The 26,733-nt window shown below is 37.8% G+C and carries 27 protein-coding genes; all 27 read right to left on the bottom strand.

The features are described 5' to 3' along the window. Positions 1–85: 85 nt before the first annotated feature. A complete protein-coding gene (locus tag ACJ004_RS02285) occupies positions 86–862 on the bottom strand; it encodes a YlmH family RNA-binding protein (RefSeq protein ID WP_410890926.1) in 777 nt (258 codons plus the stop codon). Positions 863–892: 30 nt separating this feature from the next. After that, positions 893–1,156 carry a YggT family protein gene (locus ACJ004_RS02280; RefSeq protein ID WP_410890925.1) on the bottom strand — a complete coding sequence of 88 codons (264 nt, stop codon included), beginning with the start codon at positions 1,154–1,156 and terminating at the stop codon, positions 893–895. Between the two features lie 6 nt (positions 1,157–1,162). Continuing rightward, the gene (locus ACJ004_RS02275) at positions 1,163–1,624 is read right to left on the bottom strand and encodes a cell division protein SepF (protein ID WP_410890924.1); all 462 of its coding nucleotides are present in this window, start codon (positions 1,622–1,624) and stop codon (positions 1,163–1,165) included. Between the two features lie 11 nt (positions 1,625–1,635). After that, positions 1,636–2,313 carry a YggS family pyridoxal phosphate-dependent enzyme gene (locus tag ACJ004_RS02270; protein WP_410890923.1) on the bottom strand — a complete coding sequence of 226 codons (678 nt, stop codon included), beginning with the start codon at positions 2,311–2,313 and terminating at the stop codon, positions 1,636–1,638. Continuing rightward, positions 2,310–3,137 carry a peptidoglycan editing factor PgeF gene (gene pgeF, locus ACJ004_RS02265; RefSeq protein WP_410890922.1) on the bottom strand — a complete coding sequence of 276 codons (828 nt, stop codon included), beginning with the start codon at positions 3,135–3,137 and terminating at the stop codon, positions 2,310–2,312. The genes ACJ004_RS02270 and pgeF overlap by 4 nt, the downstream gene beginning before the upstream one ends. A gap of 69 nt (positions 3,138–3,206) precedes the next feature. Then, entirely contained in the window at positions 3,207–3,476 is a 270-nt protein-coding gene (locus tag ACJ004_RS02260) for a YlmC/YmxH family sporulation protein (protein WP_410890921.1), read from the bottom strand. 95 nt (positions 3,477–3,571) lie between these two features. Continuing rightward, on the bottom strand, positions 3,572–4,351 hold the full coding sequence (gene sigG / locus ACJ004_RS02255; RefSeq protein ID WP_026566385.1) for an RNA polymerase sporulation sigma factor SigG: 780 nt from the start codon (positions 4,349–4,351) through the stop codon (positions 3,572–3,574). Between the two features lie 162 nt (positions 4,352–4,513). After that, positions 4,514–5,233 (bottom strand): RNA polymerase sporulation sigma factor SigE, encoded by a 720-nt coding sequence (gene sigE / locus ACJ004_RS02250; protein WP_026566384.1) that lies wholly within the window; start codon positions 5,231–5,233, stop codon positions 4,514–4,516. A gap of 44 nt (positions 5,234–5,277) precedes the next feature. After that, the gene (gene spoIIGA / locus ACJ004_RS02245; RefSeq protein WP_410891259.1) at positions 5,278–6,210 is read right to left on the bottom strand and encodes a sigma-E processing peptidase SpoIIGA; all 933 of its coding nucleotides are present in this window, start codon (positions 6,208–6,210) and stop codon (positions 5,278–5,280) included. A 273-nt stretch (positions 6,211–6,483) separates the two neighbouring features. Then, positions 6,484–7,620 (bottom strand): cell division protein FtsZ, encoded by a 1,137-nt coding sequence (gene ftsZ / locus ACJ004_RS02240; protein ID WP_410890920.1) that lies wholly within the window; start codon positions 7,618–7,620, stop codon positions 6,484–6,486. A gap of 38 nt (positions 7,621–7,658) precedes the next feature. Continuing rightward, complete coding sequence (gene ftsA / locus ACJ004_RS02235) at positions 7,659–8,954, bottom strand: cell division protein FtsA (protein WP_410890919.1); 1,296 nt, start codon at positions 8,952–8,954, stop codon at positions 7,659–7,661. Positions 8,955–9,081: 127 nt separating this feature from the next. Continuing rightward, complete coding sequence (locus ACJ004_RS02230; RefSeq protein ID WP_026566380.1) at positions 9,082–9,444, bottom strand: small basic family protein; 363 nt, start codon at positions 9,442–9,444, stop codon at positions 9,082–9,084. Then, positions 9,444–10,175 (bottom strand): DUF881 domain-containing protein, encoded by a 732-nt coding sequence (locus ACJ004_RS02225; RefSeq protein ID WP_410890918.1) that lies wholly within the window; start codon positions 10,173–10,175, stop codon positions 9,444–9,446. The genes ACJ004_RS02230 and ACJ004_RS02225 overlap by 1 nt, the downstream gene beginning before the upstream one ends. 55 nt (positions 10,176–10,230) lie before the next feature. Continuing rightward, positions 10,231–10,941, bottom strand: a complete 711-nt coding sequence (locus ACJ004_RS02220; RefSeq protein ID WP_410890917.1) for a DUF881 domain-containing protein — start codon at positions 10,939–10,941, stop codon at positions 10,231–10,233. After that, the gene (locus tag ACJ004_RS02215) at positions 10,934–11,707 is read right to left on the bottom strand and encodes a cell division protein FtsQ/DivIB (protein ID WP_410890916.1); all 774 of its coding nucleotides are present in this window, start codon (positions 11,705–11,707) and stop codon (positions 10,934–10,936) included. Before ACJ004_RS02215 ends, ACJ004_RS02220 begins: the two co-directional genes overlap by 8 nt. 322 nt (positions 11,708–12,029) lie before the next feature. Continuing rightward, complete coding sequence (murB, locus tag ACJ004_RS02210; protein ID WP_410890915.1) at positions 12,030–12,938, bottom strand: UDP-N-acetylmuramate dehydrogenase; 909 nt, start codon at positions 12,936–12,938, stop codon at positions 12,030–12,032. Positions 12,939–12,999: 61 nt separating this feature from the next. Further along, positions 13,000–14,103, bottom strand: coding sequence for an undecaprenyldiphospho-muramoylpentapeptide beta-N-acetylglucosaminyltransferase (murG, locus tag ACJ004_RS02205; RefSeq protein WP_410890914.1), 1,104 nt, complete (start codon positions 14,101–14,103; stop codon positions 13,000–13,002). 171 nt (positions 14,104–14,274) lie between these two features. After that, positions 14,275–15,375, bottom strand: coding sequence for a stage V sporulation protein E (gene spoVE, locus ACJ004_RS02200; RefSeq protein ID WP_410890913.1), 1,101 nt, complete (start codon positions 15,373–15,375; stop codon positions 14,275–14,277). A 128-nt stretch (positions 15,376–15,503) separates the two neighbouring features. Then, on the bottom strand, positions 15,504–16,856 hold the full coding sequence (murD, locus tag ACJ004_RS02195; protein WP_410890912.1) for a UDP-N-acetylmuramoyl-L-alanine--D-glutamate ligase: 1,353 nt from the start codon (positions 16,854–16,856) through the stop codon (positions 15,504–15,506). 1 nt (position 16,857) lies between these two features. Continuing rightward, entirely contained in the window at positions 16,858–17,832 is a 975-nt protein-coding gene (mraY, locus tag ACJ004_RS02190; RefSeq protein ID WP_410890911.1) for a phospho-N-acetylmuramoyl-pentapeptide-transferase, read from the bottom strand. A 1-nt stretch (position 17,833) separates the two neighbouring features. Next, a complete protein-coding gene (locus ACJ004_RS02185; RefSeq protein ID WP_410890910.1) occupies positions 17,834–18,277 on the bottom strand; it encodes a hypothetical protein in 444 nt (147 codons plus the stop codon). A 2-nt stretch (positions 18,278–18,279) separates the two neighbouring features. Further along, positions 18,280–19,740: a UDP-N-acetylmuramoyl-L-alanyl-D-glutamate--2,6-diaminopimelate ligase gene (locus ACJ004_RS02180; protein WP_410890909.1), complete on the bottom strand. Its 1,461-nt coding sequence runs from the start codon at positions 19,738–19,740 to the stop codon at positions 18,280–18,282. Between the two features lie 360 nt (positions 19,741–20,100). After that, positions 20,101–22,020 carry a stage V sporulation protein D gene (locus tag ACJ004_RS02175; protein WP_410890908.1) on the bottom strand — a complete coding sequence of 640 codons (1,920 nt, stop codon included), beginning with the start codon at positions 22,018–22,020 and terminating at the stop codon, positions 20,101–20,103. 610 nt (positions 22,021–22,630) lie between these two features. Next, positions 22,631–24,868 (bottom strand): penicillin-binding protein, encoded by a 2,238-nt coding sequence (locus ACJ004_RS02170; protein ID WP_410890907.1) that lies wholly within the window; start codon positions 24,866–24,868, stop codon positions 22,631–22,633. Positions 24,869–24,870: 2 nt separating this feature from the next. Further along, a complete protein-coding gene (gene ftsL / locus ACJ004_RS02165) occupies positions 24,871–25,224 on the bottom strand; it encodes a cell division protein FtsL (RefSeq protein WP_410890906.1) in 354 nt (117 codons plus the stop codon). A 62-nt stretch (positions 25,225–25,286) separates the two neighbouring features. Continuing rightward, complete coding sequence (rsmH, locus tag ACJ004_RS02160) at positions 25,287–26,219, bottom strand: 16S rRNA (cytosine(1402)-N(4))-methyltransferase RsmH (RefSeq protein WP_410890905.1); 933 nt, start codon at positions 26,217–26,219, stop codon at positions 25,287–25,289. Between the two features lie 63 nt (positions 26,220–26,282). Continuing rightward, positions 26,283–26,714, bottom strand: coding sequence for a division/cell wall cluster transcriptional repressor MraZ (gene mraZ, locus ACJ004_RS02155; protein WP_410890904.1), 432 nt, complete (start codon positions 26,712–26,714; stop codon positions 26,283–26,285). Positions 26,715–26,733 lie beyond the last annotated feature (19 nt).

Below are 26,733 nucleotides of genomic sequence, written 5' to 3'. Positions count from 1 at the left end.
AATGCCACCTCCATACAATCTGAATTCTATATGTATAAGCAAATATTCGACATCATTCTTCGAATTTCCTTCTTTACTTATGTAGTTATTTTTGTTTTCCGACATTTATTCGCCATTTTTCTTTTTTCGTTTTTCCTTCAATGGCGAGGATTTTTGCTCGACCACTGCCTCTAACTGAAATCATATCACCCACACCGCATTCAAATGAAGGGTTTTCGATTAATGTCCAATTTACTTTCACTAATCCTTGTTGAATAAAAAGTTGTGATTTCTGCCGTGACAAATGATAAATTCCTGAAATAACGGTATCAAGTCGTAACGAAGATACCGTTAAATCACTCTCCATCATTATTTCACTGGTGGGAAGTGCATTTTCAATATCCGTTTCCGATAGTTTTACCCCTGCTCTGCCAATGGTTTCAACATTACTTTTTATATAGTCACTAATTTCCTTTGCGGCAAAAAATTGGCATTTACCATATTCAGTTAGGATATCTCCAAATTTCCCCCGCTTCAACCCTAATGACATTAGCGTTCCCAATACCTGCCGATGTTCGATTGTAACAAACTTAGTTGGATATTGGACGTCAAAAAGGCTTATTTGAAATTCATTATTATCAATGGACGTTAAATAATCAGGGAAAATTAAAGCTCTTTTTCGTTCAACATTAGAGCAGCCGCCAAAAAGTTTGTATTTTACTTCACCATGTTCACCAATTAACATTTTTAGAATATGCTGTTCCCTTGGATCAAGAAAATCAGTTAATTTAGGCGTATAGTGTGTCTCAACATAATTCTTCCAATTTAACACCTGATCAATATATTCTTGTTCTTCGGGGCGAAAATGCTGATAAATGTTCATCTATTAATACACAACCTAATTTCAATATGCTTACAAAAGCCAATCTCTTACATTGCTCAGCCCCATTGTTGCTAAGTTTAAAACAAGAAAGGCAACGATAGGAGAGATGTCCATCATACCGATAGATGGAATAATTCTTCTAAATGGTTCTAAATATGGTTCACAAATCTTCGCTAGAAATTGACCGATCGATGACTCTCTAGCATTTGGGAACCAAGACATTAGAATATAAATAATTAATGCCCACGAATAATAATAAATGACCTTGCCGAGTATAACAAAAATTAAGTCCATTAAGATTTACCACCTCGTCGTTTGATTTTCAAAGTCAGGAATCAGCTCTGATATATTTCCTGACACTTCAACATTATCAGGTGTACATAAAAATATACTAAAACCAATCTTTTGAATGTCTCCACCGATAGCATAAACTGCTCCACTTAGAAAATCGATAATTTGTCTACCTAGGTCACTATCAATTCGCTGCAAGTTCACTACTACTGCACGACGATTTTTTAAATGGTCCGCAATATCAGTTGACTCAGAATAAGTCCGTGGTTCAACTAAAATTACCTTTGATGACTTTGATGTAGGACTCGGAGATTTTTGCACACTTTGTAAGCTAACAACGTTTTGCGTTTTAACAACTTGTTGTTTTTGCTTTACAGGTATTGGTTCAACTGTTTCTGGATAATCATCGTTAGTATCATCATATTCATCATCCAAAAAGAAAAATGTTTTTAATTTCGATTTAATCGTCATTATTTTCTCTCCTAACCATCTTCACCAACAAGCGCTGTGCCTATTCTTACCATTGTAGCCCCTTCTTCAATAGCAATTCCATAATCATTTGACATGCCCATCGAAAGCTCGGTGCAAGGAGCAAAATCCAAATCTAAGGCTTGGACTTGTTCGCGAAGTTCTCTTAATTTGCGAAAACATTCACGTATTTGGGATTCATTATTTGTAAGTGGAGCCATGGTCATTAAACCTACCACACTGATATACTCAAATTTACGAAGTGATTCAATAAAAGGCAGAGCCTCTTCAGCACTTAAGCCATGCTTTGATTCTTCCCCTGAGACATTAACTTGTACTAAGCATTTCATCTTATGCTCGGCACGTTTATTAATTTCTTCTGCAAGAGAAATTCTGTCCAAAGAATGTATATATTCAACAATATTAATAATATTTTTTACTTTACGTGTCTGAAGTGAACCAATATAATGCCAGGTTGGCTTGTCCCCTAAAACTTCCCACTTTTGAAGAAGTCCCTCATCACGATTTTCTCCTAAATTTATTACCCCTGCCTCAAGTGCTTCATTGGCTCTTTGGATACTGACATATTTCGTAACAGCAATCACTTTTACTTCATCAGGATTCCGGGCTGAATTAAGGCATGCTTCGTTAATTTTTTGTTTAATCAGTTCATACTTTGCTGCTACACTCATAAATGTTTACTATTCTCCTTCCAGCCAATAAAAGATAACATTCTTCCTGTTTTCCCCTGATCACGGCGGTGGGAAAAAAACTCTTTATCACAACTAGAACAAAATCCAGTCATCAGGATATTAGAATCCGGTACACCAGATTTTAATAAGATTTGCCTATTTACTTCCCTTAAATCTAAAGAGTACTGGCCATCGTTAATTAAATTATAGGGTAAAGTTTCGACATCTTCTAGTGTATTTTCAACCATATTTATAACACGTTTATCTACAATATAACATTTTTCACAAATTGATGGGCCAATTGTAACTAGGATCTGTTCTGGGTTAATTCCTTCTTTTTTCCACGCACTTATCATTTCCTTTGCAATTTGCCCAACAGTTCCTTTCCAGCCGGCATGGGCAATTCCAATCATTCTTGATTCAGGTGCAATAAAAAAGAGAGGGACGCAGTCGGCAAAGCAGAGTGTTAACAAGATGCCCTCCTCATTTGTATAAAAACCATCTGTATCTTTGATAGAATCCTCATAGGAATTGGAGCCCTTACCACGGTCAAATTTAGAAACTTTTTTAAGTTGAATGCCATGTGTTTGTTCAGCGCCTACCCAATCATTTATCGGAAATGCGAGCAAACTCGAAACTTTTTCACGGTTAGAACAAACATCGCTTTTTTCATCACCCACGTGAAAGCCAAGGTTCAAAGTTTCAAAATCCTTTTTGCTTGACCCACCATGTTTAGTTGTCATTCCCACTACCAAACCAGAAAAATGGCTGACCCATTTTTCAATTGTAAAAAAGGACTGATTTGTTAAAACAAAGGGTTCCATTATCATCCCTCTTTTGTTTTTTCTATAGTTTACCATGAAAAGAAAAATTGGTCACCGCAAATAACACTGTCAAACCTCAGCTTCTTCACTTAATTTTTCTGCACTTCCCTTATATCTGACCAAAATCACATCCTGACCGATTTTTATTATATTTTTCCATGGAATAACCACGTCGTCGTCTTTCCCAAAAAAGCCAAGCACCCTTCCGCTTCCGCTTATTACTACTGCTTCAATTTTCCCTGTAGTTAAATTAATTTCGATATCACCAATATTGCCAAGCCTTTTTCCATCTGAAACATTAACCACATCTTTTATTTGGAACTCAGAAATTTTTACCATCTCTCTCACTCCCGGTTTTATTACTATAGAAAAATATATGATTATGTTTTTCGTTTTAGTAAAAGGAATAAAAATAAAGCTGCCCAATGGACAGCCTAACTTTGAATATTTTTATTCATTTGTCTAATGGCCGCTTTTTCTAACCGAGAAACTTGTGCTTGAGATATCCCGATTTCATCTGCAACCTCCATTTGTGTTTTGCCTTGAAAGAATCGTTTTCGCAAAATTAACTTCTCACGATCGTTCAACCTGCGCATACCCTCTTTTAAAGCAATTTCTTCAATCCAATGGATATCTTTATTTTTTTCATCGCTTAATTGGTCCATTACATAAATTGGATCGCCGCCATCATTATAAATTGGCTCGAAAAGGGACACTGGGTCCTGAATGGCATCAAGGGCGAATACAATTTCTTCATGTGGAACTTCTAAGACCTTGGCTATTTCTTCCGCAGTCGGTTCCCTTGAAGTTTCGCTCATCAATCGCTCCCTTACCTGAAGGGCTTTATAAGCTATATCCCTCAGGGACCTAGAAACTCGAATTGGATTGTTATCTCGCAAATACCTTCGAATTTCTCCGATGATCATCGGAACCGCATAGGTTGAAAACTTCACGTTTTGGCCCAAATCAAAGTTATCGATTGATTTCATCAGCCCAATACAGCCAACCTGAAACAAGTCGTCAACAAACTCGCCTCTATTGTTAAATCGTTGAATGACACTTAATACGAGTCGTAAGTTACCGTTGACGAGCTTTTCTCTGGCATAAATATCGCCCTCTTGCATTTGCTTGAAGAGTATTCTCATTTCTTCGTTTTTTAAGACAGGAAGTTTTGCTGTGTCCACACCGCAAATTTCAACTTTATTTCGAGTCAATCTTTTTCCCTCCTCACAGGAGTTGCTGTACAAAAAACAGTATCTCCTTGAGAAGGAAAAATATGCACTTATCCACGATGATGGACAAGTGTATATTTGTCGAAAAATGCAATTAAGTCACGAAAATATTAGGTTTTTTTAATGAAAAAATTTTTTCTTTCCTTAAACCATTTTATTAAATTCTTTTCTTAGCCTTTTAATAATTCTTTTTTCTAAGCGGGAAATATATGATTGGGAAATTCCCAGCATGTCTGCTACGTCTTTTTGGGTTTTTTCTTCTCCATTAGTAAGTCCAAAGCGAAGCTCCATTATTTGTTTTTCACGGTCAGTCAGTTGATGGAGGGCTTTGGTCAATAGTTTTCGGTCAACATTTGCTTCTAAGTCCTTTGTGATAATATCATCATCTGTTCCTAAAACATCAGATAATAAAAGTTCATTCCCATCCCAATCAATGTTTAACGGTTCATCAAAAGAAACTTCTGATCTGATTTTATTATTTCGTCTTAAGTACATGAGAATCTCATTCTCGATACATCGTGAGGCATATGTAGCAAGTTTTATCTTTTTCTCGGGATTGAATGTATTAACAGCTTTAATTAATCCAATGGTTCCGATACTTATTAAATCTTCGATGTTAATTCCGGTATTTTCAAATTTTCTAGCAATATAAACAACAAGACGCAGATTTCGTTCAATTAAAATTGACCTTGCTGCTTTATCACCGCCAGGTAATTTTTTCAATAACATCTCTTCTTCATCTTTACTCAAAGGAGGCGGTAAGGCCTCGCTACCACCAATATAATAAACTTCATCTGTTTTTAGGCCCAATTTCATTAATAGTTTATACCAGTAGTAGGATAGGCGAAGCCTCCATTTTTTCATGCGTGTTCCTCCTTCTAAAATATGTTTTTCTGAGTATAGTAATACTAACTCACCTTAACGGTTTCAATTTGCTGTTTAGGCCCTGTAAGCATCTTTGGATGAACAATACATTGAAATGCATCCTCGCTTGAAAGCTGCTTTGTTGTAAAAGAAACAAGACCTTTCTCACAAAGATATTGAGTTTCTTTATGTTCAATTAATATGCTTTCAGGTTTTACAGCAATAATCAGTTGATGTTCTTGTCCAATCACACGAGTAGGTACAATTCTGAGCCTATTTTGCCATTCCTCTGGAAGGTCTCCACTGCCTTGGATGAGTAATTCTGGGTCATCCGCAAGTTTCTTAATCGATTCTGGGATCGTATCTAGTTGGTTTTTAATGGATACGAACATGACAGGAAGCTTTGACAATGGATCATAGAGTTGGTTCCCACTATCCACTAAGCCTTTAAACGTAAGCGTTTCATTATTAATTTTTACACTTACTTTAACAATTTGATCAAATTGGATTTTTGTCATCTCCATGCCTTCAACATTTTTTCTTGAGAAGTGCCATGCAACTGGAAATCCAATTAGAACGAATACCCAACTAATGGGGTCGCCAAACCCTTTTGCACTGGACATAAGGACCTTGGTTGTTAACTCAGAGTCATATTGGATAAAATAATGGGCTCCCATTAATGCCCCGCCAATTAAAAAGGTTGAGACATAAAGCGTCATTACCGCTTTAAAGAAAAAAGTCAGCCGCTTAAATCCAAAAGTAATTAACACCATCAGGATTGAAAACATGAATTTTGAAATGGGATGGCTTGTATAGACATTTAATGGCGTAAAAGATAATAAAATTATCAATGAACCAATAAACCCTCCAGCCAATAGTCTCCCGATTTTTACCTCTCTTTTTAGAAAAATAGCTGTTAAATATAGAAGCAGGCTATCAAATAACAAATTTAGAGCCCAGATCACATCTAAATAAATAGTTACCAGCTTCCTCTCTTTAAATTGTCAGCTTTTCCTTTCTGTTTACGAAAAAGTATAACGTACTTGCATGGCTGAAGTGTGTCACTTTCTGTAATCAAAAAAACAGAAATTTCCACTATTCAGAACGGATTTTGTCAGATGGATTTTGTAATAAATAATAAGGCTGTTATTACCCAGCTGTTGATTTCAACAATTCGATTTAACTTAACCCAAATAAAAAAGACACGACCCTGTGATTAGGCCGTGTCTCTTAATTTTTTATTTATTTATCTACCTTCTGCGATTACGGTTGCGTAAGAAGGTTGGAATATCCAAAGTTTCTTCTTGGTTAACTTGGGTATGGCGAATTGGTTCTTGCTGAACCTCTTCACGTTTTGGCTGTTCTCTCTTCACAGCGCCCATTTGTGGTTTAGCCTGTCCAAAAGTAGGACGGGTAGCTTTTGGCTGCACAGTTTCTTCTTTAAATCCTGTTGCAATAACAGTAACAATAATTTCATCTTTAAGTGATTCATTGATAACCGAACCAAAAATCATATTCACTTCCTGATCAGAAGCGGTTGCTACGATATCGGCAGCTTCTTGAACCTCATAAAGACTTAAGTTGGTACCGCCTGTAATGTTCATTAATACCCCTTGAGCTCCATCAATAGATGTTTCAAGTAATGGAGAACTAATTGCTTTCTTAGCGGCTTCAGCAGCACGGTTTTCACCGGCAGATACACCAATACCCATTAAGGCAGAGCCTTTATTAGACATGATTGTTTTAACATCAGCAAAGTCTAGGTTAATAAGACCAGGTACGGCAATTAAATCAGATATACCTTGTACACCTTGACGAAGAACATTATCTGCTTCGCGGAATGCTTCAAGCATTGGAGTGCTTTTATCAACGATTTCTAGAAGACGATCATTAGGAATGACAATCAGTGTATCCACTGCGTCTTTCATCGCACCAATTCCTCCAGATGCTTGTCCTGATCGTTTTTTACCTTCAAATGTGAACGGACGAGTAACTACACCTACAGTTAATGCACCTAAGTCACGAGCAATTTGAGCAATAACAGGTGCTGCTCCTGTACCTGTACCACCACCCATTCCAGCAGTAACAAATACCATATCAGCACCGCTTAATGCCGCTTCAAGCTGTTCCTTACTTTCTTCAGCTGCTTTCTTACCTACATCTGGATTCGCACCTGCTCCTAGTCCACGGGTTAGTTTTGCACCAATCTGCATCTTAACTTCCGCTTTGGAAAGATTTAGCGCTTGAGCATCAGTATTAACGGCGATAAATTCCACTCCTTGAACGCCATGTTCAATCATTCGGTTTACCGCGTTATTACCACCGCCGCCAACACCAATTACTTTTATTGTTGCAAGAGAATCTAAATTTGTATCAAATTCTAACATGACAATCCTCCTAATTCGTTGCTACCTTTTCGATTTGCCTATTCGAAAAAGTAACCAAGGAATTTTTTTACTTTTGATGACATCTTATCTTCCGGATGTTTTTCTACTTTTGTTTTAGGTTGTTGTTGTTGTTTGGGCGCTCTCTTTTCGACAGGTTCAGATATGGTTGATGAACCAATTGTTCCACCTGGTAATCTAGCATTCTTGTACGCATATTTAATCAAACCAACTGCAGTGGTATATTGAGGTTCTCTTACACCAATATAGTCAGGCACAGCAATGCGGACTCTATTTTGTAAAATCACTTGGGCAAGTTCTAATACACCTTGCATATTTGCAATTCCGCCAGTTAAAACATAACCGCCAGGAAGGTCACTATATCCTAAGCGTTTCATTTCATGCAATACTAGTTCAAAAATCTCTTCCATTCGCGCTTCAATAATATCAGAGATTTCAAGCTGATTAAATTGTTGATGCTGATCACTGCCGATAATCGGTACACTGAACACTTCATCCTCTGATGCCTCATCATAGAATGCATGTCCATGTTTTACTTTTATTTTTTCTGCATCTTCTGTCGATGTCCGTAACCCAACAGAAATATCTTTTGTGATATAATCTCCGCCAACTGGAAGCACACTAGTTTGTGTAATAAATCCTTCTTCAAAAACGGCTATCGTTGTTGAACCGCCCCCAAGGTCGATAAGAGCCACACCGAGGTTTTTCTCATCCTTTGATAGGGCATAATCTCCTGCTGCCAACGGCTGAAGGACAATATCTACTATCTCAAGACCGGCACGTTCAACACATCGAAGTGTATTAATGATAATCGATTTGGAACCAGTAATAAGTGTACCATCCATTTCCAAGCGAACCCCAATCATGCCGCGGGGGTCATTAATTTCATCTTTACCATCTAAGATAAATTGTTTTCGAATAACACCAATATTTTCTCTTTCAGGTGGGATCGAACCAACGTGTGATGCTTCAATGACACGAATGACATCTTCATTCGTGATTTCTCTATTTTGGCTGGAAACAGCTACAATACCATGACATTGTTGAAGCATGACATTGTTACCTGAGATGCCTACTACCACATCCCTAATTTCCATCCCAATCATTCTTTCTGCTTGCTCTATCGCCCTTCTAATCGAATGAACGGTGTCATCCATGTCAACAATTGACCCTTTGCGTAATCCTTCTGATTTCACATTTCCAACACCAATTATATTTAACGAGTCTTTACCCGAGTCATTGACCATTTCACCAATGATTACTTTTACACTGGATGTACCGATGTCAAGACTAACATATATTTCATTGCTGTTCATTCTTTGGCACCTCCTTTAGATTTCCTTAAGTTGAACAACAACTTTATTTTTTTTTGTTCAATAAAAGTTCAATATTAATATCATATAAAATTATTCGTCACAACTAAATGATTCCCTTTAAAAAATTTCAATTTTTTTCTACTTTTTCTTTGTTCGTTGACCATTTTGTCAATAAGATTCGCCTTATTACAGCAATATTCTGAAACAATCTGACACCAAACGCGAAAACTGCCGCTAAATACAAGTCTACACCAAGATTAACACCGAGAAAAGCTAAACTTGCAGCCAGGATAATATTAAAAAAGAATCCCGATACAAACACTTTTTCATCATATATATTTTGCAGGTACGCCCTGATCCCACCGAAAAGGGTGTCGAATGCTGCTAAGACAGCAATCGACAAATAGTTGGAATATTCTTCAGGAATGCGTATTTCTGTTAATAACCCCAGAATAATCCCAATTATTAAACCTATGAACGGAAGCCACATTAAGAATCGCCTCCTTCTTTTGTCGGTTCCATGTAGCGGATTTTAATAGAATCATCATAGGCTGGTACCGTAACATTCGGATTTGGTTTGGAAATAGAAAGTCTTAGATTTTCAATAAAAAATTCTTCCGTCGATTTGGATACTTTCATCCGATTATATAATTTTTCAGCTGTAGTATTATCATCCACACCAACTAGAACCTCTATCGGCAAACTTTTAATGGTATGACCATCGATTTTTGTATCATGATTGATGTCTCGGATCACGGACGTATTAATAATTCTTTTTCCGTCAATTGCTACATACTTTGCTTCGTACATATTTAGTTCGTTTAGTAACCTAATTAGAAGTTCCGGTGAAACCACCCTATTCACTGGAGTTCCTGGCTTAATTTCTTCAATTACAGGTTCAATTTTTAATTTAATACCTGGGACAGTTATTTCAGACAGTCCAGCTTCGAGCTTTAATTCTTTTAATGTATCGATTAAAGCCTCTTCTTTGCTTTGTTTTCGTTTAGATTCATAGGCTGCCAGTTTTTCTTCATTTGAACGAATTTCACTTATTAGGTTAGATTGGATTTCTTTTTCTTTAAGTAATGCTTCTCGAAGCTGCCAAATATCGCGAGTATCCCGCTCAGCAGGTTTTTTTACTGTTTGAAACTGGATAGCAATCATGAAACCCACTAAAACTGCGATCAATGTAAAACTTGTATTTTTTTTTTTGTTGTCCACTTTTTTTCACCTAACCTTTTAAATTATCATTCCGTGGACACCACTTCACAAATGACTAACTCCCTAGAATTGGGTTGAGAACAATTTCATCATCTTTTTCTAATGAAAAAACAATATTATCGTTTACTAACTGATCTTTCACCCCTCCAACTAGGTTGATTGATGAAGAGAGGACATCAGGATCTCCAATTGCAGAAATAATAAAAGGGGCTGGATGCTCAACTCCATCAACGGTAATAACTGGTCCATTGCAAATAATGTAAGAATGGCTTGTCAGCCTTTGCCCATTTATCGCAACTGCTGCTGCCCCAGATATATATAGCTCATTTACCACTTTAAATACATGGAGATCATGAACCAGATAATTATTAATATTATCCTTTTTAGGATCGTAAGCACCGTCGGTTAGTGTAATCTTAACTCCTTTACCTTTAACCTTCACTTTCCCCAAGAACATACGATAATTTTCAGCATCCTCAGCAAGATTCTGATAAACCTCAGCTTCCTTGGAAAGGTCTTTTTCATTCTTAAGGACCATCTCTTGTTTTTGGTTTAATTCCTTTTGCAATTCACGATTACTCTTTTCTTCCGCAATTAATTGGTTTCGAAGTGCAAGGGTCTTTTCCCACTGTTTATCGGAAACTTTAGGTTTTCCTTTATTCATTTCCATTTGTGTTAAATGATAAGAAAAGGCAATCATAAATCCTAATACAAGGCAGACTAGGGACAAAATGACATGCTTACCTTTCACCCTTATCTTACTCAACTTCTTTTTCCTCCGCTTCGGTTTCAAAAGCCTTAAAATACGATCCCACTTCTAAATCAATAATCCCCTTTTTGTTGGGATCTATTTGAGAGATAATTGAGGGATAGTGCACCATTTTTTCCGAGAAACTTCTTAATGTGGCACTCACCTCAAATCCATCATTCATAAATAAGGAAATATGATATTTATCAGTTTTTTTGGGAGTATAATGAATTTCAGAGATAGAATTTGATATTTCACTTGGAAGTTTTTCTAACTCTTTAACCAATTGATTGAGGGCTGCCCCTTCTTTAAACTCAAATAAAATTGGAGAATTTACAGGGATTTTCTTTGCCGCTCTTTTTTTTATTATTTTTCCATTTTCCATAATTGGTAAGAAATTATTTGCTTGTTTAAGATAAGCAATCCTTTTATGCTCTTTTACCTGAATAATAACTGTATTCGGCCACTGAACCTTAATATTAGCTTCTTTTATTTCAGATAAACGTTTTAATCTTGCAGCAGTTTCATCCTTTTTTATTTTCCAAATATTCGTATTATTCGAAAGGCCGCTCTGACGGACTAATTCCTCCTCAGAATACACTCCATTTCCTTTTATTGTTATCGTCTTTACATGACTTAACGGTGACTGTGAATAGGCGATAACTACTATCATTGTAAAAAACAGAATTAACAGGAGCACAAGGCGTCTGTTTGCTTTGCGTCGTCTTTGTTCCTTTAGCTTAGGAATACGGTCCTCGAGAGCTACGATTTTACCTTTTTCCATTTAAAATTCCTCCACATAAAAAGCAGCTGCTCCAAAATTAGTAGACTAAGCCTGTCCAACATTCGATAGTGTTACCTCGAAAAGAGAAACAACGGCACGAAAAACCATGCCGTCTCTAACTTTTTTCGAGGTTGCACCTATAATATTATCAGTAATTATAACACAATATTTGTCATTCGTACGACATTTAGTACTAGAAAAGTAAGGATAATTTCTTTGGAAATTGATAACTGTCTAGCTGTAGCGCCTAGGGGTCTTTTGCTTGTCGGCCATAGGAAAAAATGAACTACTTTTTTCTCTGGACAAGGCGCTTCCGCTTTTCTTACTTTCTTCCGATGATCTCCACTTCTGTTTCCATCCTTACTTCATATAAGCTAAAGATGGTATCCTTGATATGTTGAATTAACGCTAGAACATCTTCTGCCGTGGCATTTCCAGCATTGACAATAAAATTCCCATGCATTTCCGAAATTTTTGCACCGCCAAGACTAAATCCCTTTAACCCAGCAGTTTCAATTAATTTCCCAGCGTAATTCGGAAGCGGATTTCTAAAAATACTGCCAGCACAAGGAAAATTCCATGGCTGAGTCTCTTTCCGATAATCTTTATTTTTTTGCATTTGAGCTACGATGGCTGCTCGATCACCTTTCACAAGGTCAAAAACCGCTTCCACTACAATACCTGGACGAGTTTTTTGAAGGATTGATGTTCTGTAGGAGAACTCCATCTCCTGATTTGAGAGCCATTCCATTTTTCCATCCTCAAATAAAATATGTGCTTTTGTTAAAATTTTACTAATATCCGAACCATGCGCACCTGCATTCATATAAACGGCTCCACCAACTGAACCAGGAATACCACTAGCAAACTCTAAACCCGCAAGTCCCTTTTTGCTTATCAGTGTTGATAAGCTTACAAGAGGATGACCACCGCCAACTGTAATACTTGTATCGTTAATCTCAAGGTGATCCATTCCAGAACTTAGCTTGATAACAGCCCCTTCAATTCCCTTATCCGACACTAACAAGTTTGATCCACGCCCAATGGCACGCCATTTTAATCCATGTTTTTCAATAACATTCATGACAGTCTTTAAATTTTCAACAGACGACGGTTCAATAAAAAGGTCGGCAGGACCCCCTATTTTCATTGTTGTATGATTAGCTAGAGGTTCATTTTCCTTAACCTTGCCGATATTTAAAGCTAGTAACTCGTTTAAGATTCCGTCCATTTTTACCACCCTAACTTTCCTAGATGCATTTATTTCAGTTTATGCCAAAAACCTATTTGGGCTACTTTCGATTTGTTTTAACCAAGTCTTGCATTAACGAATATAGTCTCAAAGCTGAATCAGGAACACCCATTTTTTTGGCTTTTATCTTCATTTCCTTTAATTTATCTTTATTTATAAGAATACGATCGATATGGTTCACAAGACTATTATTATTTAAGTCTTTCTCTAATAATAATTCGGCAGCCCCATGGTCACTTAGTGACCTTGCGTTTTTCTCTTGATGATTATTTGTAACATAAGGACTTGGGACTAGGATACTTGGAATACCAAGTGAGGTTATTTCAGCTAGCGTCGTTGCTCCTGCTCTTGAAACCACCAAATCGACCCCTGCCAAAACCTCTGGCATATTATGAATAAATGGTTTAATGACTACATTTTTAGGGTTTCCAATTAATTCAACTTCCTTTTTAACATCCTCATAATGTACGTCTCCCGTAATATAAAGAACTTGATACGGTTTTTCTGCCAAATCAGCAAATGCCTTCACTACTGCCTCATTAATTGGCCTTGCACCGCGACTGCCACCAAAGATTAAAACCACCGGCATTGTTGCACTAAGTCCAGCAGCAAGACGGCCTTGAATCCCATCCTTACCAATCACTTCAGATGCACGTGGATTTCCCGTGAATACGGTCTTGTTTTCTGGAAAATATTCCTTCGCCTCTTCAAAACAAATAGCGATCTTATTTACATATCGGCTTAAAAATTTATTTGTTAAGCCAGGAACACTATTTTGTTCGTGAATAATAGTTGGAATTCCAAGTTTAGAAGCGGCGTATACTACAGGTCCGCAAACATACCCGCCTGTTCCGATGACAATGTCTGGTTTGAAGTCCTTTAACATTTTTTTACTGTCTTGCACACCTTTTAGGAAGCGTAGAACTGTTTTTATATTTTCAAAGGAGAGCTTTCTTTTAAAACCTGTGATATGAATATCTTTAAAATCAATATTTTCCATCGGAACAAGCTTGCTTTCTAAGCCATTCCTAGTCCCTATGTATAAAAATTCAGCCTCTTTATTCTGTTTTTGTATTTCACGAATTAGTGCGAGAGCAGGATAAATATGCCCGCCAGTCCCTCCACCGCTAACAACTATTTTCATTTTTCCACCTCATTAACTATTTAACACCTAATGGCATACCCTATATTACTATAAAAACAATCGAAATAACGCAAATGAAAAAAGAATGTTATCTAAATGTAAAGATATGATTTAATTTAGGTAAACACAGCAAAAAATAAAAAGAACCCTGCTACTAAACAGGGTGTAGGTTCATAATCTCGAATACCTGCTGATGTTAAGGAGAACACCGATTGCCATTAACATCAAAGTCAAACTAGAGCCTCCGTAGCTTAAAAATGGCAAAGTGATACCTGTGACAGGCATTAGACCCGTAACAACACCAATATTAATCATTACCTGAATTGCCACCATTGCGATGATTCCAACGGCTAGAAAGCTGCCATATAAATCAGGTGCACCTAAAGCGATTCGAATACCTCTCCATAACAATAGAGCAAATAACAGTAAAATAAAAGAACCGCCAATGAACCCTAGTTCTTCAGATAGAATCGCAAAGATAAAGTCCGTCTGTGGTTCCGGCAGGTAAAAGAACTTCTGACGGCTCTCGCCAAGTCCCAGTCCAAACAATCCACCAGGACCAATCGCAAAAAGCGATTGAATCATTTGAAAACCACTTCCCTGCGGGTCGGACCATGGATCCAAAAAGGAAGTTATTCTTTTCATTCGATATGGAGCGGAAGCAATTAAGCCGACAAAACCCGCTATACCCAATAGTCCAAGTAAAGAAAAATGGCTAATCCGTGCACCAGCAATAAATATCATAACAACACAGGTGCCCATCATGACAGTTCCTGTACCTAAATCAGGTTGAAGCATAATCATCGCAAAGGCTAGAAAGGCAAGCCCTAAGGAAGGAATAAGACCTTTCTTAAAAGAAGTAATTAACTTTTGACGTTCCGAAAGATACTTTGCCAAAAAAGCAATCATTGCCAGTTTCATAAATTCGGAAGGCTGTATTGAAAAGGCTCCTACACCAATCCAACTTCTAGAACCATTTCTTTCATTACCAATCCCAGGAATTAAAACAAGTATAAGTAACACAAAACAAACAATTAGAAAGGTTTTGGACCACGTCCGCCACGTCCAATAATTGATGTTCATGATGAAAAACATGGCAGCAACTCCGACCCCGGCAAAAAGGGTTTGTCTTTTTGCAAAGAAAAAGGAATCATTAAATTTATATTCAGCCCAAATAGCACTTGCGCTGTAAACCATGATAAGCCCTATTGCCAGAAGCGTGAATGTTACAATCATTAAAATAAAATCAGGAGTTGTTTTCTTTGTCGGCACCACAATACACCTCAACTGCTAGTTTTAGGGCTTAGCAGAACCTTAATTACTGTCTTGCTTCAGCTCTTAGCGACAATTAGTGTACCTCGCTGACAGAGCGCTTGCGCTTTTCCGGCTAAGACAAGCCCTTACTTAAGCTTATGCACCGCTTCGATAAAAATGTCTCCCCTGACCTCAAAAGTTTTATATTGATCCCAGCTCGCACAGGCTGGAGATAGTAATATAACGTCACCTGATTCAGAATATCGATAAGCTTCAGGCACTGCCTTGTCAACATTATCGACACGCTTGATAAGTTTTATTCCAGCTTCTTTTCCAATGCGTTCCATCTTCGGAGCGGTTTGCCCAAAGGTTATCATCGCTTTTACATTTTTTAAATAAGGCAGAAGTTCATCAAACTCATTACCTCGATCTAGTCCGCCTGCAAGTAGAATAACCGGGGTTTCAAATGCAGCTAAGGCATTAATGGTCGCCAGTATATTCGTTGCTTTCGAATCATTATAAAATTTTCTACCGTCCACTTCTTTTACATATTGCAGGCGGTGCCTGACACCAGTGAAAGTTCTAAGGACCCGCTGAATGGCACTATTATCTACTCCAGATAGCTTTGCTGACGCCATAGCAGATAAAATATTTTCAAGATTGTGGTTACCCGGTAAAGCTATTTTCTCAATTTCCATCACTTTTTCGTGATTAAACATAATCCAGCCGTCAGAAAGATAAGCACCTACTGTCAGTTCCTTCTTAGTAGAAAAAGGGATAATGCTGGCTTTAGAGTGACGAGCGACTTCTAACGTCTCTGCTTGATCGGCATTGACGATCAGATAGTCTAGCTCGGTTTGATTTTTTGTGATGTTTGCCTTTGCTGCAATATACTCCTCTTTTGTCCCATGATAATCTAAATGAGCATCATAAAGGTTCGTAAGAATGGCAATTTTGGGTTTAAAAGTGGCAATGCCCATTAATTGAAAAGAGGATAATTCAATAACAATCGTATTCTCCGCTGTTGCTTCCTCGGCTACCCCGGAAGCCACCGTGCCAATGTTGCCTGCGATTAACGGATGCTTATGATCCTCATTTAACATTTCATAAACTAATGTTGTTGTTGTTGTTTTCCCATTTGTCCCTGTGATTCCAATAAATGGAGCCTCAGAAATTGCATACGCAAGTTCCACTTCAGTGATAACAGGAATCCCTTTTTCAATCGCGCCTGCAATCATTGGGTTGTTATATGGAATCCCTGGGTTTTTGACGATCAACTCGAATCCTTCATCAAGAAGCTCAATAGGGTGATCACCACAAATTACTTTAATCCCTTGTTCTAATAATCCTTGAGCCTCTGGATTTTCCGAAAATGGTTTTTTATCATTAACAGTTACAAATGCACCAAGCTTATGTAATAATGCGGCTGCTGTTACCCCGCTTTTCGCCAAACCAAGGACAAGAATCTTTTTATGACTGAAAGATTTAATCTGTTTCAATTTATAACCACACCTCAATATAGATTCCTAGTACCGCAAATATTAATCCTACACTCCAAAAAGTAACAACTACACGCCATTCCGACCAACCGACTAATTCATAGTGATGATGTAGTGGGCTCATACGGAAAATCCGCTTACCCGTTGTTTTAAAGGAAATAACCTGTAAAATAACCGATAACGTTTCAATAACAAATACTCCGCCAATGATGATCAGCAAAATTTCAAGCTTCGTAAGAATAGCAATCGTCGCAATAGCCCCACCGAGAGCAAGCGAACCTGTATCTCCCATAAAAACCTTTGCCGGATGGGCATTAAACACCAAGAATCCTAACACCGCGCCTACAACAGCTACAGAAAATATCGCAATTTCAATCTGATTTTGATTCCAAGCAAGAACAGCTAATGCACCAAACGCAATTGCTGCGGTGCCTGACACCAATCCATCGAGTCCATCTGTTAAATTAACTGCATTTGAAAATCCAACCAGCCAGAATATGATAAAGAAAATAAAAAACCAGCCTAAATCAAATGTCGTATCCGAAAATGGAATGCTTATTTCGGTAGAAAAACCTTGTTGTTTATAAATAAGATAAAAGATAACTGAAATAATAATTTGACCTGCCAGCTTTTGTCTAGATGTTAACCCTAAATTCCGTTTTAGAACAACTTTGATAAAATCGTCTAAAAACCCAAGCAATCCAAAGCCAAGCGTAACAAGAAGCAGTAAGTATGTTTTAACAGTTGGTTCAGAAAATTTCCCTGTCATTACAAGTGTCGTAATAACAATCGAAAACATAATCATCACTCCGCCCATGGTGGGAGTGCCTGATTTCTTTTGATGGGATTTTGGCCCCTCTTCACGAATGCTTTGTCCAAATTTCAACCTTCTTAAGAAGGGAATAAAAACAGGAGAAAGCAATACCGAGATAAGAAATCCCATAATTATTGTGAAGAAAATAACTTGCTCGAGCATTTTATTCCCTCCTTTCAGCTGTGTTTTTTCTAGTAACCTTTTGTAACATCACAGCTATATCATATGATTCTTTATTTTTATTAAGAAGTTCTTTATTTGAAAATTTAAAGTTAGTTATATCCATAATTTCATCTGTTTCTCCATTTAATTTTTCAATATAACGATTTAATATGGTTCCAATCGCCTTAATAGGGTCTGGTACAAAGAATACTGGAAAGTGGTTCGGAGTATAGCTTGGAACCTCGTGCCCTTGCTCCCAAATAGCGGCGATTGCTCCATTTGCAATCGCTTCTGAAAGTTCCCCAGACTTTCCACTTAATGATACAAATAATCCTTTTGGCTGCGCTATATGAGCTTGGTCGCAAACTGTAACAAATAATAGGTTATCTTGGATCCCGCGACTATTTTCAAATAAACTTGCCAAGTCTTTTAAAGCTAAATACATAGCTATCTCCCCTCAATCGCTTCCCGAGCCACAAGTCGGTCATCAAAGTCGTGAACTACATTGCCAATTATTTGATAGGTTTCATGTCCTTTACCAGCAATTAAGATCACATCACCCTCCGATGCCTCCCCAATAGCAGTTTGGATCGCTTCTTTGCGGTCAGGGATTATTCGGTATGTTGCACCTTGCAATCCTGCTTCCATTTCCTTCAATATCGCTAATGGGTCTTCACTTCTTGGATTATCAGAAGTGAAAATGGGATCTGTAGCCCATTGGCAGGCTATTTGAGCCATTAATGGCCGCTTCGTGCGGTCGCGGTCTCCACCACAGCCAACAATAACGAAAACCTTTTTCTTAGCAAAATTCCGAATCGTTTTTAAAACATTTTCAAGACTGTCTGGTGTATGGGCATAATCAACAATTACAGTGAAATCCTGTCCTGAATTTACAAGTTCAAATCTCCCTGATACACCCGTCACGCCTTCGATGGACTTGATCACATCCTCAATAGCGATTCCGGACACTACGGATGCCGCAATACTTGCTAAAACATTATAAACACTGAATTTACCAATTAATTGCATTTCGATCGGATACTTTTCTGTTTGGACAATAAGATCAAACCTTGTACCCGAAGAAGTCATTTGAATGTTCTTCGCTTGAATATCAGCCTTATTGTCGATTCCATATGTAATGACGTGTGCAGCAGTCGACCTACTATACATATCTGATGCAGGATCATCTGCATTTAAAACTGCAAATTTTGGTTTTTGATGATTAAACGTATTGCCAAGCTGGGCAAATAATAAACTCTTGGCGCGCTTATATTCATCCATAGTTTTATGATAGTCCAGATGGTCTTGCGATAGATTTGTAAACACAGCTACATCATAATCGCAGCCATGAACCCTTCCAAGGTCTAACGCATGTGAAGAAACCTCCATTACTGCTATATCGACACCTGCTTCAACCATTTGTTTAAAGGTTTTTTGAAGTGTTAAGCTTTCAGGGGTTGTATTCTTTGTTTCAATCGTCTTGTCAGCGATTTTAGTGTACATAGTCCCAATAAGACCTGTTTTTTGACCAGCATCTGCAAATATTTTTTCAAGTAAATGACTGGTGGTTGTTTTCCCGTTTGTTCCTGTGATTCCAATTAAGTGCAGGTCTTTAGTTGGCTGCTCATAAAAGGCATCAGAAATCACAGCCATTGCTCTCGTGGTATCTTTAACAAGAATAACAGGTACATCGAGTGTTAACGGACGCTCAGCTAGTACAGCTGCTGCCCCGCTATTTACAGCGGATTCCGCAAAATCATGCCCATCTACTGTGTATCCTTTAATACAAATAAATAAGCTCCCCTTTTGCACCTTCCGATTATCGTTTTCGATTGAAGTAATTTCTGTGTCCTCACCTTGAAAAGGAACTAGAAGATGCAAATCCTTAAGCAGCTTTTGTAGCTTCATTTCTCTCAAATCCTCTCATAACCGTACATACATATGACTAATATTTCACTTGAATATTCCTCGTAAGAAAGTTCCATCTTATTTTACATTAAAATATTTTATTTTGCTATTTAGTAATGGCTATTTTCGTATAGATTGTTGTTTTTCGTATAAGTTCATCACCCCGTATAACTTTATAATACGTGGCATCTTTTCGTAAGAACATTTGCGAAAATTGCCTAGAAACTTAGTAAATGACACTAATTAAGCTCCAAAAGCAACAATAGTTTACGAAAAGAGCCTTAGTAATTAAAACTTAATGAAAAAATTAGGCGGCGGAAATTATTCCGACCGCCCTTCCATAAATGATTGTTTATTCTCTTATTCCTCTTTTCCAAAATAAAGCCTAATTTTTGAACCTTCTTTAACTTTGGTACCCGCTTCAGGAGATTGCCTAACAACCACATCTCCTTCGCCGCTTGCATCAATTTTTAAGTTTATAAATTGGTCCATTAATTCCATTTTAGATAACCCGGTGAAATCCGGTAATTTTATCAACGGTGAATCTGGCCATTTCAGTTTTTTTTCCATTTGATTTTTCCGAGGTTTTATCCCCATCTGGCTTAAACTATCCTTCATAATATTGCCAACAATTGGTGCACTTACTGTACTACCAAAGGCTGTAATCCCTTTTGGGTTATCAACGGCCACATAGACAACAATTTGCGGATCATCTGCTGGGGCAAATCCAATAAACGATACGATAAAGTTATTTTCTAAATATCTACCGTTTTTTGCTTTCTGGGCCGTACCTGTTTTGCCTCCAACGCGGTAACCATCAACAAATGCCTTTCCACCTGAACCCTGAGCAACTACGCTCTCAAGGGCATGGCGAATTTCTTTTGAAGTTTCCTCGGTAATAACTCTCCTTTTTTCAACTGGAGAATTTCTCATCACCACTTCTTTTGTAACTGGATCGATTAGCTCTTTAGCAATATAAGGCTTATATAATATCCCGCCATTAATGGCCGCAGATACAGCAGTAACTTGTTGGATTGGTGTCACTGATACCCCTTGTCCAAAGGCTGTCGTTGCTTGCTCAACTGGACCAACTCGGTCTAAATTGAACAAAATACCTGTTCCTTCTCCTTGTAAGTCGATACCAGTCTTTTGACCAAACCCAAAATCCTTCACATATTTAAACAGCTTATCTTTGCCAAGCCTCTGCCCTAATTCCACAAAACCTGGGTTACAGGAATTTTGTACAACTTCTAAAAAGGACTGATCGCCATGGCCCCCTCTTTTCCAACACTTTAACCTTGCACCTGCTACTTGAACGGAACCAGAATCATGAAAATGTTCCTTTTCCAAATTCACTTTTCCTTCATTCAACGCTGCGGCTAAGGTAATTATTTTAAAAGTTGACCCTGGTTCGTACGTTGACCAAACTGGGAGATTGCGGTTATATACCTCTTGAGGAACATTTTGAAACTTCGCTGGATCAAAAGTTGGTCTGCTCGACATAGCTAATATCTCACCATTATTCGGGTTCATCGCAATGGCAACAATTCCATCTGGATTGTATTTTGCGTCAGCGATATCCAACTCTCTTTCAACAATTGTTTGTATTTTTGAATCGATTGTCAGCTTCAAATCAAGACCGTTCGTCGGTTTCTCGTAATCATCTGCCATATCGTTCATTCTTTCCCCTTTAGCATTCGCATAGAATTTAACGGAGCCCCTTTCACCACTTAATTCTTTATCATAGTATTGTTCTAGGCCCATCAATCCCTGGTTGTCCACTCCTGCAAACCCTAGAACATGTGATAGATAGCTCCCCATTGGATAGTGCCGCTTAGAATCTTCACCGATATAGACACCTTCTAGTCCTAAAGATCTTATTTCCTTGGCCTTTTCATGTGAAATTTTTCTACCTTCCTTAATTCGAACAATCCTCTCTTTTAAGGTGATATCACGATAGGCCTTTTCTTTTGACATATTTAAAACGGAAGCAAGCTTTTCCGCGGTCGTGGCTGGGTCTTTAATTTGTCTTGGAACGACCCAGACGGTCGGAGTACTAATATTGGTTGCTAACGCGACTCCATTCCGGTCCACAATTTCACCCCGTTCAGGTTCAAATGGGATATTTCGGCTCCAGGAGTCTCTAGCACCTGCAGTCAACCAATCACCCAAAACAAATTGTACATATCCAAGTCGGACATCAATAATCAAGAAGGTTAGAATACCAATGAATAGTGCAATCATTAATCGTTTACGGACAGTAACATTTGAAACACGCATAGATTGAACGACCCTCCTTTTTCTATCGTTCATTTATATGCTTGTACTTTTTTTCTTAGAACGTTAGTTAAGGCTATTAAATAAGAGAAAAACCCTCGGCAGCCTCTTATTTTATTCAATCACTCCAACAGTTCACCGCATTAATTCATTAGAATGTTATTGGTACATAGACTTTAAATAGGTCTGTTGATTGGCGCTCCAGGCACTTCGCTTTCCGCGGGCGTGCCGGGGAGCCTCCTCGGCGCTTCGCTCCTGCGGGGTCTCCCCTGACCCGTACTCCCGCAGGAGTCTTCGTGCCTTCCGCACCAATCAACAGAGTGTTTTCAATAAAGATCTTCAACACAACTAATAAAAATAAGTGGTGAAATCAATGTTTAAGCCAAAAGAGTCTAACCAAAGTGAATATGAATTTGTATCTATTGATGAATTGGTTGTGTGCAATACTTTAAGTTGATTTGCCTACCTGTTGATTGGAGCGGAAATCAACAGGCCCATTTGCAGGGACAATCAATAAATTTAGTATTTAGATTCTGACAAAATAAAAAATTGCCGAGAAAAATACCCTTTCTCGACAATAAGAGAAATCCCGCCTAAGGAGCGGGATTTTCTTTTAATCTTGAACTATATCTTCTTTGTTTTTTTCGGTTTGTTCTTCGGCATCATTTTTTTCCGCATTCCACTGTTCTTCAGGGGTTTTAAAGTCTACGATTAAAAAATCTCCTTTTTGAACATGAGTTTTCGGTTTAATATTTTGATGAGTTACATACCCTTTGCCTTTTGAATTTAGTTTTAATCCAGTGATATTTGCTACTTTCATTACATCTCGTAGTGACCAACCCGTCATATCAGGGACAAGCATTTCACCGTTAGTTTGAATGATTACCTTCTCCCCCTGCAAAACAGTGGTCCCTGGCTCTGGCAACTGTCTGACAACTTCTGTTCCTTTGCCAATTACGACGGTTTCAACACCTTTGTCTTTCAAGGCAGCTACAGTTTCATCAATTGACTTTCCCTTAAAATCATCTAGTTTATTTAATTGTGCTTTTTCAAGCTTAGAAGGTTTTATATTTAAGTAATGAAGGCTGTTTTTCATGACAGGGTTAAAAATAGCCGATACTGGTATCGCACCTTGACCAGCTTCAATCCCCTCTAATTCAGGCTGCTGAACAGCAACATAGACAATTAATTCAGGGTCATCTTTTGGAGCCATTCCTAAAAATGAGAACATATAGTTATTAGCCCCTTGTAAATACCTTCCATTCGGTCCAGGGATATTAGCCGTTCCCGTCTTACCGGCGACACTGTACCCATCAATTTTATACCGGCCACCGGTACCCTTAGGTGAGGTAACAACCGTTTCAAGAATATCGCGAACCTCTTTGGCCGTTTCTTTTGTGATGGGTGTAGAAACTACTTCAGTTGTAGATGATTTAATCGTCTCTCGTGTATCATGATCAACAATCTTTTTAACAACATGTGGTTTTACCATTTTGCCATCATTAGCAATGGCTGTTGCTGCTTGAATTTGTTGAATTGGTGTTATTGCTGTTCCCTGCCCATAAGCAGTGGTAATTTTTTCAATCGGATAGGTAAATTGGATTTTCCCTGATGTTTCGTTTGGAAGGTCAATACCTGTAGGCTTATCGAAGCCAAACCTTGTTAAATATTCTCGAAACCTTTCAAAACCAAGTTTCTCTTTCGCAATTTTTGCAAAGGCAACGTTAGATGAACGCTGTACCCCTTCAAGATAGGTGATAGGACCCCATCCTGAGTAATTATGGTCATGAATCGCTTTATCCTTTTTAGTTACTTGATAGGAACCAGATTGATAAATTTCATTTGGATTAAAAACCTTTTCCTGAACTGCTGCCGCAAGCGTAAAAATTTTCATTGTTGAACCAGGTTCGAATGAGGTTTCAACCGCCTCATTATGCCATCCATTTTCAATACCCTCTTTTGTCTTTGGATCAAAAGAAGGTCGTTGTCCCATCGCTAAAATTTCCCCAGTTTTTGGATCAGCAACAACCGCAATAATTTTTTCCGGTTTATATTCCTTTGCTACTTTATTCATTGCGTCTTCTAAAAAGGTTTGAATTTTTTGGTCAATAGTTAAATAAACATCATGTCCATTTTGAGCAGGAGTAATTTTTTCCTTTCCGTCAGGAAGGATATAGCCCCACAAATCACTTTCAAAATTAATCTTTCCATTTTTTCCAGTTAATTCATTATTTAACATTTCTTCAATGCCCATTTTCCCGACCGAGGTAAAGGTTTTATCCTTTTGCTCAACCTGATCCGCATACCCTATTAAATGAGAAGCAAATACTCCATTTGGGTAAAAACGCTTAGAATCACGGATAAATGTTAATCCGGGCAACTTTAAACCTTCAATCTTTTTCTTTGTCTGGTGAGTAATATCTTTGCCCGCCTTGCCAAACTCAACCTGAAATTTCTTATTTTTTATCCCTTTGGTTAAAATACTATAAATCTCTGATTCATCCATATCTAAGTACTTAGCTAGTTCTTTGGCTGTTTTGTCTGGGTCTTTTACGTGTTGCGGTTTTTTTGGATTCGTAGTCATCTTCTTATCTAAAATAGCGATTAATTTATAAGCATTGGTATCTTCAGCAATTTCCTCACCATTCCGGTCTAAGATATCGCCCCTTATGGCTGCCAAATTTCCTTCCCTGCTATATTTTTCTTGTGCCTTCGCAGCGAGCGGCTGTCCATCAACTTCTCCAGAAATTTGTATAGAAAAATACCTGAAGAGTAATACAAAAAAGAGCAAACCAAAAAATGCAAATAAAATGGTTGCTCCTGAATTCATATATGGCTGTTTTTTGTTCATTTTTAATGCACTACCTTGACATTATTTTCGTCTTTGATAAGGCCCATTTCCTTAGCCTTTTTATAAATCCGATCGTACGCACTCAATTCGCTTACCTGTACTTGCAAATCGCTATTTACTTTCTGTTGTTCAGATATCTTCGATTCCATGATTTGTATATCTTTATTGACATCGTAAATTTTTGCTTGATTTGAAATAATATGAACGGAACCAAAACATACAAATCCGGCAAAGGCTAATCCCATAATTTTTTCCCCTGGAGTGAGCCAGGATTTTTTTAACTTTACTTGACTCTTTACTTGGACTTTCTGCTCTGTTTGTTGCTGCTCTAATTGCTTCCTGGCAAGATTACTCAAACTTCTTCCCCTCCAGATTATAATCTTTTTCTACATCCAGTTTTAAAGATCTGGATTTCTTCTCATAGCTTTTCTGCAATTCTTAGCTTTGCAGATCTAGCGCGATTGTTTTGCTCTAATTCTTCTTCTGATGGAAGGATCGGCTTCCGTACGATTAACTTTAATATTGGTTTATACTCATCTGGAATGATTGGTAAACCTGGAGGTAAATTAGGGGTTTCACTTGCCTTCTTAAAGGCTGCTTTGCAAATCCTGTCCTCAAGAGAGTGGAAGGTTATAACACTTATTCTTCCCTCCTGGTTTAACAAGTCAATCGCTTGATTTAATGACTTTTCGAATACACCTAATTCATCATTAACAGCAATTCTTACTGCTTGAAAAACTCGCTTAGCTGGATGTCCACCTTTTCTTCTTGCAGGGGCAGGAATAGCATCCTTAATCAGTTCAACTAATTCCGCCGTTGTTTCAATGGGTTTTACCATCCTTGCTGCTTCTATTTTACGAGCTATTTGTTTAGAGAATTTCTCCTCACCATAGCGAAAAAAGATACGCACCAAGTCTTCATAGGCCCAATGGTTAATTACATCATAGGCAGAAATATCGGCTTCATTATCCATTCTCATATCGAGCGGAGCATCATGATGATAGCTAAAACCTCTTTCTGGAGTATCCAATTGCGGAGAGGAAACTCCTAGATCGTATAGAACTCCATCAACTTTAGAAATTCCCCGATTTTCAAGCTCTTCTTTTAAATATAAGAAATTGCTTTTAATAATTTCTAATCGATCTCCATATTCAGCTAACTTCTCTTTTGCGTGTGCAATCGCTGTTTCATCTTGGTCAAATGCAAATAGTTTACCATGGGCTCCGAGTTTTGAAAGTATAAGTGAACTATGCCCCGCTCCACCCAAAGTACAATCAACATAAATTCCATCTGACTTAATATTTAACCCATCAACAGCTTCCTTTAATAACACAGTTGTGTGTTCAAACATGTTGTAACCACCTTTTCCAATCGAACGATATATAACAGAAAATATATTAACATAATTTATCCATTATATATCAAAGCCAATCATATTTTCTGCAATTTCTGCAAAAGATTCTTCTGATTCAGTAAAATAGTCTTCCCAAATCTGTTTGCTCCAAATTTCAATTCGATTGGAAACTCCTAAAATTACACATTCTTTTTCCAACTTTGCATATTGCAAAAGTGGTGCAGGGATATTAATTCTTCCTTGTTTATCAAGTTCACTCTCTGTTGCTCCTGAAAAGAAGAATCTAGTAAAAGCCCGGGCATCTTTTTTTGTCAGAGGTAAGCCTTTTAATTTCTCTTCAATCAGCCCCCACTCTGATAATGGGTATCCAAACAAACATTGATCCAAACCACGTGTAATGATAAACATGTCACCAAGTTCATCACGGAATTTGGAGGGCACGATCAGTCGGCCTTTCATATCAATGCTGTGATGGTATTCACCCATGAACATACCCATGACCCCCACTTTC

Origin of the sequence: Neobacillus sp. 204 (genome assembly GCF_046562815.1) — a bacterium.
Classification (GTDB): Bacteria; Bacillota; Bacilli; order Bacillales; family Cytobacillaceae; genus Neobacillus.
Note: the sequence above shows the minus strand (reverse complement) of the source record. Positions and strands in the feature narration are given on the sequence as shown.